Here is a 12,164-nt window from a genome sequence, read left to right on the forward strand (position 1 = left end):
ATAATATTATTATATACAAAATAGCCCAGTTCAACTTGAACTGGACATTTGTAATTAAACATTGAAATGAAACATTAGATAACAACAGCAATATCTGAAATGTTTCATATATTACTATGATTTATGTCTCTATATAAGAGTTTCCATCCAATGGTATCAACAATTGTAGATATGGATCTCCCTCAACTAGACCTATCGCATATAATGAGTAAAAAGCATCAGGAAGCAATCTGATGTTAGGCACATAGAGAACCGCTTTGTCTGTGCCAGTAGGTACTAATTCTACTGTATAGGTGTTAGGAGTTATACTCATATAGTCAGTTATATCTTTATAGCTTACATCTTTAAATAGTATTGACCCATCTGGATCTACTACATCAACAGCTGGAGCATCAGGGGAAAGATGTATAAATCTCAATTTACTAGTATTTGGTTGTAAAGGTTCTTGTGGGTCATCTACTATGAATAATTCTAGATTTGGTAATTCTCCAATAGCTGCTATTGTAGCTATTGTTTTTTCAGGGAGTACTAATTCTTTAGTTAGGATAGGTATATCTGAATCATCAGCAGGATAGATATCTATAGTATAAGTTCCAGGCATAACTGGAAGATATGGTGTGAATTCTCCATATGATAGATCGTCTGCTAAAATGTTGTCACCATTTGCATAAATATCTACTGCAGGAGCTTTTGGGGAGGCATGAAGTAGCCGAATGTATGATGTTTTCTTATCGCGCACAAAGTCACCACCTAATAATTAACTTAGTACAATATATGTGTATCTAGGACAAAGGGTTACTATGATTGATGAAATTAATGTTTATTTCACTTATATAATATTGAAATATATATTATATAAGTGTTATAATTACAAAGAATAGTATTTTCGAAAGGAGAATTATAATGATTGAATATAGCGATAAATTATACAAAAAAGTAAGTGGAGCAGGAAAAGTTGGTATATCTCTAGGAATTATATCCATTGTAACAGGAGTAGCAATTGGTATAATATCAATAATTTTTGGTTCAATACTATTGAATGTTAGAAATCACTTAATTGATTAATATTAAATTATTTTTATATCAACAACTTATATTCTTCATAAGCATATAATATATAAAGTGCTATGAGAGGTGATAAGTTGGATAAAAAAGTTAGAGTATATAATAGTAATTTATCGATGAGGCAAGGTTCTAGAATTGATGGTAGAATTGTGGGAAAAAATTTATCAAGAGATGATATTAATTGTATATTAGAAAAAGAACCCGGGAATGGAAAAATAGAATTAACAACCAATGGTTATTGGTCTTATACACCTGATACAAGTTTTATGGGGATTGAAGAATTTGTTATAAAAGTTTATATTCGTGGAGTAGGAGAAAAATATTCAACTGTAAAGATAGATGTGGAAGAACAAGAAATAAATACGAAAATATCCAGATTCTTACAGTTTGAGGATAAACTTAAAATAGATAATTATGAAGATGAAATCGTAGAAATTAAAAATATTATATTATATATAAGTATACATGATAAAAAACTTATTGAAAATGATTTTAATAACACATCTAAATTAAGATTGACAGGTACGCTAAAATATCTAATCCACTATGATGTAGGTATTATACCAGTAGTGGAAAAAAAGCCAACTATTTGGTTTGACGAAGATATAGAAGAGACTAGTGATTTTAGAGCGGAAAAAGAAGTTCAAGTTGAAAAAGAGACTGGTTTTAGAACAGAAATTGATTTGGGAGATTATAGATTCAGTGAGGATGTTATTATAGAATATGAGGTTAAATATCAAAATTATAGATTAGTGGATTATGATGTCATAAATCATTATTGCGCTATTGAACTGTATATAAATAAGTAAGGCACAGATAAACTGTACCTTACTTATAATTCTGAGGAGGATTTTACTGACAAGTTCTACTTGTCTGAGTAATTGATTAGCAATTAAGTCTAATATATGTTGTCCTAATTTAGTATATGTACTTGTCTACATGGGTGTTACAAATTTTATTAATTTTTTTGCTTTGATGTAACAAATAAAAAAACTGCTTGGTATTCAAGTATTTTTTTTATATGGATTAAATTTCATTATCAGTAAAAAAAGAATAATAAAAACATATTATGGGATAATATTTATTAAGTCTATGAATTTTAGTTTAACAAATAGGAGGATAAAATTAATGAAAAAAATTTATTTCGCAGTAGTATATATTATTACATGTATCCTATTAGTTGGCTGTTGGGATTATAGAGAAATAGAAGAGGTAGAGATAGTTTTAGGGCTTGGCGTCGATTCACATATTATTCCTGCTAAGGAAGTAGATAAGTTATCTGAAACACAATACCTTGTTACATATGAAATAGTCGGTATTGAAAGTGAACAAGGTCAGTTAAAAAGCAGAGTCCTAAAAGATGAAGGCGATACGCTCTATAGGGCTATAAGGAAAATAATTGAAAAGAATGGTAAACAAGTATATTTGGCTCATACAAAGATACTCATAATTAGTGAAGAATTAGCAAAGGAAGGTATAACAGAGATATTAGATTATACTATGAGAGATGCAGAATATAGACCTGATGTACATGTCTTAATAACAGATAATTGCAATGCAGAGGAAATGTTCAAAGATCAGGCTACTGATGTAGCAAGTATGAGATTGAGTGATACATTAAAAAACCAAAAGAAAATAGGTACTTTTGAATCTTCAACAGTATGGAATATAATAGATAAATTGACTAAAAAAGGTTTTGAACCAGCTGTTCCTTTAATTAGAATTGATAAAGAACATGCGGATGGAAATTTGATACATATAGTAGGTGGAACTGCTGTATTCAATGGATCAAAAATGGTAGGTAAATTATCTGAGGAAGAGACTTTGTATTATCTGTTTATCGACAATGAAATTAAGAATCAACCATTATCTATAGAATATTTTTTTGAAGAACAACTTGGACATATTTCTTTGGAGATATTATCTAATGAAACAAAAGTAACGCCAGTTGTTAAGGGAGAGGAATTGGGAGTTAATATTTCTGTTAACTGTAAAGTAGCTATTAATGAATTGAGTAATCAAATAGATATTTTAAATGAAAAGGATAGAATTGATATAGAGCTAAATGCTGAGAAAGATATAGAAGAAGGTATATTAGAATTAGTAACACATGTTCAAAATGATTTCAATTCAGATATATTCGGATTTGGTGATTTATTTAAAAGGGAAAAAAATAAGAAATGGAAAGAAGTTGAAGAAGATTGGGATAATATTTTCCAAACTTTAGTAGTTTCAACTGATATTAATGTTAAAATCGAAAGATCAGCATTATCATCTCAGTCAATAGAAATAGATAAATACTAAAATTATAGAGTTAAGGAGTATTGATATGAATAGAGTTTTGAATAAAAGTTTAACTTATAATATTGATTTGTTCAAGAATGAATTTCAAGATGATGATAGTATTGTATATAGACCATTTCAGAATGAAGGAAGCAAGAGAAAGTTTTGCCTGATTTATGTGAAAAGCATGGTAAATGATGAGGTGATGTCTGATAATATCTTTAAGCCAATAATGAATGCAGATATAAAAAGACATGAAAATAGTGTGGAATTCTTAGACTATATCATTAATAAAATAGTCAGCATCAACGAAGTAGAAAAATCAAATGATTTCACATCTCTTGTGGAAAATTTGTACATTGGGAAAAGTTTGTTGTTTATTGATGGATTTGCTAAAGGTGCTATATTAAATACACTTGATTGGTCTTCAAGGTCTATTACTGAACCAATATCAGAAACTATTATCAAGGGTCCAAGAGAGGGATTTAATGAAGTTATATATACTAATATTTCTTTGATTAGAAGAAGGATAGTATCTAAACATCTAAAAGTTAAATTTCGTGAAATAGGAAATATTACTAAAACAAAAGTATGCATTTGCTATATAGATGAAGTTGCAAAAGACGAGATTGTTGAAGAAGTAGAAAGAAGATTAGACAAAATAGATATAGATGGTATATTGGATACTGGATATATAGAAGAATTCATAACAGATGAACCAATGTCCATATTCAAGACATTATTTACAACAGAAAAACCTGATACCGTATGTGGTAAATTACTTGAAGGAAGAGTAGCTATAATATGTAATGGGTCACCTTCTGTTGTTACTACACCTTTTGTTTTTATAGAATATTTCCAAGTGGATGAAGATTATTATGAACAATATTATTTTGCAACATTTAATAGATTGCTTAGATATTTGGCGTTTTTCCTTACTACTAGTGTCCCAGCAATATATATTGCGCTTACTAATTATCATCAAGAATTAATACCTACCCCGCTAATATTAAGTATATTTGAAGCCAGACAAGGTATACCTTTTCCTTCTTTTCTAGAAGCATTTATTATGATTATTGTATTTGAATTAATACGAGAATCAGGAATTAGAATATCTAAGTACAGTGGTTCAGCGATAAGTATAGTTGGTGCTCTTGTAGTAGGTGAAGCAGCAGTACAAGCTAGATTGGTCAGCCAACCTATGATAATAATCATAGGTATAACAGGTATATCTAATTTCCTACTTCCCAAGATGGCAAATTCAACAATTTTTATTAGAATTATATTCTTGTTTTTGGCTGCAGTATTAGGATTATATGGTTATATTTTTGGAGTTATATTCTTAAGTCTTCATCTATTCTCAATCAGAAGTTTTGGCATACCATATATGTTGAATGTTGATTCTATGGAAGATGCAATAAATATGAAAGATGCATATATTAGGGCACCATGGTGGTATATGGACATGCGGGGCAAGTTGATTTCCAAAAAGAGAAATAGGAAGAAAAATATAGCTAAAAATTAATGGAAACAGGTGTGGGTTATGTATTTAAAAGGCTTAGTAGTAGTTATTATTTTTGCTATAATAGGAATTACAGAGATAGTGCCACTCAAAAAAAATAAAAATAAAAAGGAACTTACAATATATACTTTGTTTTTTGCAGCTGCTTTTGTACTCATGTTTTTATATAGTATTGGTGTAGAAATACCTCAACTATCAAAAGGATTAAATATAATAATAGAGAAAATTATATAACTTTATATTAGCGTTAAAAAGGATAACGGTAAGAGTGGTGAGAATATGGATAAAACGGTGATGTCTAATAAGCAAGGCATATGTTTAATAATTTTATTTATGTCTAGTAGTTCGTTAGTATTATCTTCAGCTAGAGAAGCTCAGAGGGATATATGGATTGCAATGTTATTAGGACTCGCTGTAGCTGTTTTAATTGTATCTATGTATAGTAGAATACTATCTAGATTTCCTGGTGAAAATTTGTATGAAATTAATATTAGTGTCTTTGGAAGAATCATTGGATCAATAATAAATTTCATTTTCATATTCTATGCTTTCTATTTAGGTGCTTTGGTATTGGTTAATTTCAGTATGTTTATAGGTGTCGTAGGGTTAGAGTTCACACCACTTAGTGTGGTGTCTTTTGCAGTAGTGATAATTATCATTTATGGTGTTAAAGAAGGAATAGAAGTATTGGGGCGATGGTCAGAATTTTTTGCTAAAATAGTTTATCCCGTTATTATAATTGTAACATTATTAATGCTGAATATGGTAGATGTCAATAATTTGAAACCTATTTTAGGAAATGGAATAGAACCTGTATTGGATGGTACATTTTCTGTAATTACTTTCCCATTTGCCGAACTGGTCATTTTTACTTTGATTTTCAATAGCAAGATGTTTAAAGGTGCTAAAAATGTATATAAAACGTTTATATTTGGTTTGTTGTTAGGAGGCTTTCTAGTTAGTATTATTGCAATAGCTTCTTTTATTACTATTGGACCTTTTGCTTATGAAAGTAGCTATTTTCCAATATACTCAGCGGTTAGTAGAATTAATATAAGAGATATTTTGCAGAGGATTGAAATTATTATAGCGATTACATTTATGATTGGGGGATTTATAAAAATTAGTGCATGTGTTTTAGCTTGCTGCAATGGTTTAACTAGTATACTAAACCTAAAAGATTATAAGTTCATAGTAACTCCGGTGAGTTTACTCTTATTAGTAGTTTCTCTTACAACATATAAAAGTATGATGGAGATGATAACAGAGATTAAGAATTTTAGATATGTAGCTTTTATTATACAGATTATGGTACCTTTAGTAATATTTAGTATTATAGAAATTAAATTAAGATTTTCAAAAAACAGATAATGATTATAGAAACGGTGATTGCCAATGAAAGAAGTAATATCCAATCGTCAAGGTATAAGTATGATTATTTTATTAATGTTATCAGAGTCATTTGTTATAAGTCCTATTACAGATGCTAATTCTGATATATGGATTTCGATATTGATGGCTATAGCAATTGCATGTTTAATAGTATTAATATATTGTAGAATTCTTGTTAGATATCCTGGTAAGAACTTATATGAAATTTTTATTATAGTTTTTGGCAAGATTATTGGAAATGTTATAAACATATTATATGTTCTATATTGTTTTTATGTGGGAGCTTTGGTGTTGAGTACATTCAGTTTATTTACAAATATAGTAGGACTAATCAATACTCCAAAATCAATAATAGCTTTTGGAGTTATATTGTTAGTTATATTTGGTATAAAATGCGGATTAGAAGTACTAGGTAGATGGTCAGAATTTTTTGTGAGAATTATCTATCCAGTAATATTATTAACTATTCCTCTTATGCTAACTATGGTTGAAGTATTTAATTTGACTCCAGTTTTTGCTGATGGTATTAAACCAATAGCAAAGGGAGCTTTGGAAATTATAACATTTCCTTTGGCTGAGATATTTACGTTCATGTTTATATTAAGTACGAAGAGTATCAGTAAATCAAAAAGCATATATAAAGTATTCATCATCGGGTTGTTATTAGGAGGATTGGTTTTGTTTTGTACTCACGTTAGTGCTTATCTATGTCTAGGTCAGTTTGCTTATTCTAGTAGCTATTTTCCAATATATTCAGCAGTGAGTAGGATAAATATTGGTAATATACTGCAACGGATCGAAGCCATAATTGCTATTATTTTCATAATGAGTGGATTTATTAAAATAGGTATTTATTTGTTGGCTGGATGTAAAGGGGTTGCAGTTATGTTTAAGATGAAGAATTATAAGTTAATTGTTACTCCCCTAAGTATTATAACTCTTGTTATATCTATTACAACGGTATCAAGCATTATGGAATTAGAATCCCACATATATTATTATAACTACATGGCAATTTTGATGCAATTAATAATCCCCATTGGTACATTGATAGTTGTAGAAATTAAATGTAGGATTGGGAAAAAAGAACTAAGAAATTAATATTAAATATTTTTTATGTATAATTTATATTGACATATCATAAAAGTAGCTAAATAAAGGTAAAATAACCTAGTTTAACGATAGTGTATGTGGTATAATAAATTTTGAATGACAAATAAATTTAGCATATAATAGGGGGTTATAATGAGTACTATTCATTCAAATGAATTTAAAAAAATGTTCAGAATAATTAGTTTTATTCTTTTTATTATATATTTAATAATACTGATCAATGTATTATTTTTAGATGCTAGATATGGAAGAATCACTGGAGTGAAAGGTTATAACTTAGAACCATTCAAGACAATTAAAAACTATATAAAATATAGTGGGACTAATACCATTATGATTAATATTTTTGGTAATATACTTGCATTTATGCCTTTGGGATTTTTTATTCCCATATTATTCAGGAGAACAAGATTTTTTATATTAGTGGTATTAATTAGTGGGTTTGTAAGTTCGGCAGTGGAAGTACTGCAATATCATTATGCAGTTGGAAGTTTTGATGTGGATGATATTATACTCAATACTATTGGTGGTTTCATTGGGTATATAATTTTTAGAATATGCTATTATATCTATTATGGCATAAGATATTTAAGAGAAAAAAAGTAGATTTTTTTATATAATTAAGGTGTTCTAATTAATAAAGGGATAGGGAGAATATGGAAGATAAGAAGATTACATTAAGATTAAATAATAAAAAACAATCTGGATATGGGATAGTATCTTTTATATTAGGAATTACTTCGTTGATATTATTTCTAAGTGCTGTTGGTATTTCTGCTTTTACAGACAGAGGTGTGGATAGTACCACTTTAGCAATAGGCCTTTTGGAGATAATAGGAGTTATTGCATGTATAGTTGGGATTGTATATGGATTTATTGGTGAACTTTCAAAAGAGACATTTAAAACATTCGCACATATAGGCATTGGAATAAATCTGATTTTGATGTTATTTCATGTATTAGTAATCATATACGGGTTTAGAGGATAATATTAACTTACATATAATCAAGGAAACTTTTTTAGAGAATAAAAAAGAACTGGTGCTATAATAACAAGCACCAGTTCTTTTTATTTCAATGGAATTGACAATCTACTTTTATTTAATCCAGCTACTATTAGGTTTGCAATAATCAGACCCATTATGAATTGTATCATGTTCCAAGGTATTGAGAATATAGGAACAATATAATTGCCAGTCATTATGTAAGATGCAATATAATAACCAAAAACCATGAAAGTTCCAGCTATAACAAAACCGAAGGTATACGCAGGTTTGAATTTTATATTATTTAATTTAGCTACCAAAAGAGATAGAACTAAAATAATTAATGGTATCAATAAAGTTATAATAAGAAGTTGTGTTTCAACTCTATTGGTTAGACTAATCAATTCATCAATAGAATTTAACTCTAGTTCGGTTAATAGATTATTAGTTAAATCATTAGTTTCTAGTGATATTTTACTTGAAAGAACGGATCTAAGTATGACGTTGAATATGGCAAATCCACCAGCGAAAACGATACTTAAATAAATGTACATTTTCTTTCTGTATTCTTCGCTTGCACATATTCCTACGATGGCTCCCATCAAAGCTTTTATAATTAAAGTAGGTATAGCCCAATGTGCGTATCCGCCTATAACATCGGCAAGTGCTGAACCTACACCAGCAGCGAATGCACCGTATTTCCATCCTAATAAAATAGCCCCAATAAAAATCATACTATCGCCAAGATGAATATAACCATTTGTAAAAGGTACTGGAATTTTTAGAGATAAAGTTGCAAGTAATATAAGGGCAGTCATCAATCCGGTATAAGTAATTTTTCTAATATCACTAGATTTAAAATAAGTATTTTTCATCAATGTCACCTTGCCTTTTTTCAAAATTTATATATACTATATAATATAAGTGTGTATTTTAAAAGTGACAGTTTTTATAAAAACAAAAGGGACAGTTTGCGGAAAGGGTGAAAATATGATTGATTTGGTACCAAATCTTGATATGACTTTAGACAGACCATTATATGTTCAGCTATATGAATACATAAGAGATGAGATACTAGGTGAAAGTATCGCTCAAAATGAAAAATTACCTTCAATAAGACAATTGTCAAAAAGTCTTGATATAAGCAAAACAACTATTGAAAACGCTTATCAACAGTTACTTGTCGAAGGATATTTGTATAGTCTCCCACAAAAAGGATATTATGCAAGTTCTTTTGATAAAACTTTTGTCACTAGTAAAAAAAATGAATCAGAATATGTTGCAGAGCAAAAAATCAAAAAGCTGGTTAAATATGATTTTAAAAATGAATATGTTGAAGAAATGAACTTCGATTTTAATCTATGGAGAAGATATATGAATCGTGTTCTTGGTTATGATTACCAAAAATTATATAAGGCAACAGATGTGCAAGGTGAAATGGAATTAAGACAAGAAATTGTTAGATATGTGAGAAGGTCAAGAGGTGTAACAGCAGATGCCAGCAGAGTCATCATCGGTGGAGGTGTTCAATATTTACTGAATATACTTAGTACATTAATGAAAAAAATCAGTATCTATAAATGTGCTTTTGAAGATCCTGGTTTTAATAGAGCTAAAAATATATTTATGCATAATAGTTTTAATATAATACCTATACCTATAAATGAAGATGGTATAGATCTAAAAGTGCTTAGGAAATCTAATTCAAAATTATGTTATGTCAGTCCATCACATCAATTTCCTACAGGATCGGTTATGTCTGTTGACCAAAGAATAAAATTATTAAAATGGGCAAGTGAGAATAATGGTTATATTATAGAAGATGATTATAATAGCGAGTTAAGATACTATGGGAAGCCGATACCATCAATGCAAAGTTTTGATAAAGATGGAAACGTTATATATTTAGGTTCGTTTTCTACAGTACTTGTTCCTTCCATAAGAATTAGTTATATGATTTTACCAGGTAAGTTATTAAATTTATATGATGAGAGTAAAAATAGGTACACTCAAACAACTTCTAAGACAGAACAGTTAGCCTTAGCTCTTTTCATGAAAGAAGGTATGTTCGAGAAGCATATAAGAAGACTTAAAAAAAACTATACTAAAAAAAACCAAATATTAATTCAGGCAATAAAAAAATATATGGGTAATAAAGTTGAGATTGGTGGGATGGATTCAGGATTACATATGTTGATAAATGTAACAACCGATCTTGAAGAAAAAGATATAATAGAAAAAGCATTAGATAACGAGATATTGATTTCTTGTATATCTGAATATACAATAGTAAAAAAAATTCAAAAAAATCCCATTATAATTTTATCATACAAAGGAATAGATGTTAATAATATCGAGAAAGCTATAAGTTCACTTAGTAAAAATTTGTTTTAATTGAAATAAAAATTTTTTGACTGCTGTATTTTTTATAATAAAAATAAGCTCTATGTGATATACTATAAGTATGTGAGTATTAATGATAGAATTACTATGATAAGTAGTAACGCTTATATAAATAACTCAACTTTCCTACTTTAATATTCTATGCAGGTAAGCTAATTAAAAGGATTTGCAGAATAAAAATATAGATGTTTCTCTATCTTTTTATTCTGTGAACCAAACCTATAACCCTTAATTTACCTGCATTAAATTAAAGGTGGGAAAGTTGAGTAAATGTTTTATTGGTACATTTTTAAATCAAACAGGAGCTGATTGATGTGAAAAAAAGGGCACTACTTGTAAATGATTCTAGATTTGAAAGTTTAATAATGAAAGATATGTTAAACAATCTAGGTTATGATGTTGAACTTGCAGATGAATTTGATGCAATATACGAAGCAGAACAGTTTGAACCTAATATTGTAATAGTTAATTATATTATGAGGAAAACTCGTGGAGATAAATTAATCAAAGACATTAAATCCAGTGTACCAGATAGTAAATGTTTATTATCATCTAGCAATTCAATTAGGCATGATAAGATTGAAGATAGTGTTGATGGAATTATACACACTCCATTATCCATGTTTACTTTAAAAGATAGTCTTAATAGAATTGGCGAAGAAGAAGATATAATACATTTTGTTGGAAAAGATGAAATATCTGCGCATATAGAATATTGTCCATATTGTGCAAGCAACTTAAGTGATTTTAATCAAAGCATTACTTTTTGTCCATACTGCGGGCAAATTATTAAACAAAAAGCATCTAATAAATAATTACCTGTCGGATAATCAATTTATCCGACTTATTTTTTGTATTAAATTTGAAATGTATACAAAAATTAAGAAAATTTGTATGAGAAAGTCCTGATTTTTAAGCTTATGAAACAAAAAAGCAATTATTTTAACTCCATATAACATAAAGGGATAATATATTGTAAAAAGACATAATGTGTAATATAATCCTGAGTTTGACACTTAAAAGAAAATAAAACCTTGTAAGCCTTTATAAATAGAGGGATACAAGGTTTTTGTTATGGTGTAAAAAGTGCGTACCTTTTTATTTTTTAGTCTCTTTTAAAATTTTTTTCATTTCTTTTAAAGAAACTATCTGATAGTCAGTTCTAAAGCCAAACTTTTCATGTAAATCATCTGTGAAATCAGTTCTAGTATAAGTAGGAATGTAGCCTTCACCAGGTACATTGTAAAAGTTCATTTCTTTTAGTCCAGATACTATTTCATTACATGTATATTTATTATCTAGTTTCTTTTCTATTAATCTATATATTGCAAGAGCCATAAAGCAAGTTGTAAAGTGTGCTTCTATAGAATCATCTCTGCTTAAATAAACAGGTCTTGCCT

The 12,164-nt window shown here is 28.5% G+C and carries 13 protein-coding genes and 1 pseudogene; 11 read left to right on the top strand and 3 right to left on the bottom strand.

Annotation, left to right across the window (positions count from 1 at the left end):
• Positions 1-121: 121 nt before the first annotated feature.
• A complete protein-coding gene (locus ACX6CF_RS16510) occupies positions 122-739 on the bottom strand; it encodes a DUF4397 domain-containing protein (RefSeq protein WP_458786452.1) in 618 nt (205 codons plus the stop codon).
• Between the two features lie 164 nt (positions 740-903).
• On the opposite strand from ACX6CF_RS16510, the gene ACX6CF_RS16515 reads away from it, so the two are divergent.
• The 9 genes from ACX6CF_RS16515 to ACX6CF_RS16555 all read left to right on the top strand — a co-directional run bounded on the left by ACX6CF_RS16515 (position 904) and on the right by ACX6CF_RS16555 (position 8,364).
• Positions 904-1,065: a hypothetical protein gene (locus tag ACX6CF_RS16515; RefSeq protein WP_458786453.1), complete on the top strand. Its 162-nt coding sequence runs from the start codon at positions 904-906 to the stop codon at positions 1,063-1,065.
• Between the two features lie 77 nt (positions 1,066-1,142).
• Positions 1,143-1,874, top strand: coding sequence for an Ig-like domain-containing protein (locus ACX6CF_RS16520; protein WP_458786454.1), 732 nt, complete (start codon positions 1,143-1,145; stop codon positions 1,872-1,874).
• Positions 1,875-2,193: 319 nt separating this feature from the next.
• A complete protein-coding gene (locus ACX6CF_RS16525; RefSeq protein ID WP_458786455.1) occupies positions 2,194-3,369 on the top strand; it encodes a Ger(x)C family spore germination protein in 1,176 nt (391 codons plus the stop codon).
• 25 nt (positions 3,370-3,394) lie between these two features.
• Entirely contained in the window at positions 3,395-4,873 is a 1,479-nt protein-coding gene (locus tag ACX6CF_RS16530; RefSeq protein ID WP_458786456.1) for a spore germination protein, read from the top strand.
• A gap of 18 nt (positions 4,874-4,891) precedes the next feature.
• Positions 4,892-5,104 carry a hypothetical protein gene (locus ACX6CF_RS16535; protein ID WP_458786457.1) on the top strand — a complete coding sequence of 71 codons (213 nt, stop codon included), beginning with the start codon at positions 4,892-4,894 and terminating at the stop codon, positions 5,102-5,104.
• A gap of 45 nt (positions 5,105-5,149) precedes the next feature.
• Entirely contained in the window at positions 5,150-6,241 is a 1,092-nt protein-coding gene (locus ACX6CF_RS16540) for a GerAB/ArcD/ProY family transporter (protein ID WP_458786458.1), read from the top strand.
• A gap of 24 nt (positions 6,242-6,265) precedes the next feature.
• Positions 6,266-7,363 (top strand): GerAB/ArcD/ProY family transporter, encoded by a 1,098-nt coding sequence (locus tag ACX6CF_RS16545; RefSeq protein ID WP_458786459.1) that lies wholly within the window; start codon positions 6,266-6,268, stop codon positions 7,361-7,363.
• Between the two features lie 144 nt (positions 7,364-7,507).
• Positions 7,508-7,981 carry a VanZ family protein gene (locus ACX6CF_RS16550; RefSeq protein WP_458786460.1) on the top strand — a complete coding sequence of 158 codons (474 nt, stop codon included), beginning with the start codon at positions 7,508-7,510 and terminating at the stop codon, positions 7,979-7,981.
• Between the two features lie 50 nt (positions 7,982-8,031).
• Positions 8,032-8,364: a DUF6142 family protein gene (locus ACX6CF_RS16555; RefSeq protein ID WP_458786461.1), complete on the top strand. Its 333-nt coding sequence runs from the start codon at positions 8,032-8,034 to the stop codon at positions 8,362-8,364.
• Between the two features lie 80 nt (positions 8,365-8,444).
• Here the strand turns inward: ACX6CF_RS16555 and ACX6CF_RS16560 are convergent, their stop codons facing one another.
• Entirely contained in the window at positions 8,445-9,236 is a 792-nt protein-coding gene (locus ACX6CF_RS16560; protein WP_458786462.1) for an ECF transporter S component, read from the bottom strand.
• Positions 9,237-9,351: 115 nt separating this feature from the next.
• Between ACX6CF_RS16560 and pdxR the strand changes: the two genes are divergently transcribed.
• Positions 9,352-10,755, top strand: coding sequence for a MocR-like pyridoxine biosynthesis transcription factor PdxR (gene pdxR / locus ACX6CF_RS16565; protein ID WP_458786463.1), 1,404 nt, complete (start codon positions 9,352-9,354; stop codon positions 10,753-10,755).
• Between the two features lie 323 nt (positions 10,756-11,078).
• Positions 11,079-11,579 (top strand): response regulator, encoded by a 501-nt coding sequence (locus ACX6CF_RS16570; protein WP_458786464.1) that lies wholly within the window; start codon positions 11,079-11,081, stop codon positions 11,577-11,579.
• Between the two features lie 283 nt (positions 11,580-11,862).
• Here the strand turns inward: ACX6CF_RS16570 and ACX6CF_RS16575 are convergent.
• Positions 11,863-12,164, bottom strand: a pseudogene (locus ACX6CF_RS16575) (IS1634 family transposase); the annotation flags it as partial.

The organism is Vallitalea sediminicola (assembly GCF_054408565.1).

Excerpts from the sequence above, each read along its gene's own strand:
- ACX6CF_RS16545 (WP_458786459.1), top strand. The coding sequence starts at position 6,266 with ATGAAAGAAGTAATATCCAATCGTCAAGGTATAAGTATGATTATTTTA.
- ACX6CF_RS16540 (WP_458786458.1), top strand. The coding sequence starts at position 5,150 with ATGGATAAAACGGTGATGTCTAATAAGCAAGGCATATGTTTAATAATT.
- ACX6CF_RS16560 (WP_458786462.1), bottom strand. The coding sequence starts at position 9,236 with ATGAAAAATACTTATTTTAAATCTAGTGATATTAGAAAAATTACTTAT.
- ACX6CF_RS16555 (WP_458786461.1), top strand. The coding sequence starts at position 8,032 with ATGGAAGATAAGAAGATTACATTAAGATTAAATAATAAAAAACAATCT.
- ACX6CF_RS16535 (WP_458786457.1), top strand. The coding sequence starts at position 4,892 with ATGTATTTAAAAGGCTTAGTAGTAGTTATTATTTTTGCTATAATAGGA.
- ACX6CF_RS16530 (WP_458786456.1), top strand. The coding sequence starts at position 3,395 with ATGAATAGAGTTTTGAATAAAAGTTTAACTTATAATATTGATTTGTTC.
- ACX6CF_RS16550 (WP_458786460.1), top strand. The coding sequence starts at position 7,508 with ATGAGTACTATTCATTCAAATGAATTTAAAAAAATGTTCAGAATAATT.
- ACX6CF_RS16525 (WP_458786455.1), top strand. The coding sequence starts at position 2,194 with ATGAAAAAAATTTATTTCGCAGTAGTATATATTATTACATGTATCCTA.
- ACX6CF_RS16515 (WP_458786453.1), top strand. The coding sequence starts at position 904 with ATGATTGAATATAGCGATAAATTATACAAAAAAGTAAGTGGAGCAGGA.
- pdxR (WP_458786463.1), top strand. The coding sequence starts at position 9,352 with ATGATTGATTTGGTACCAAATCTTGATATGACTTTAGACAGACCATTA.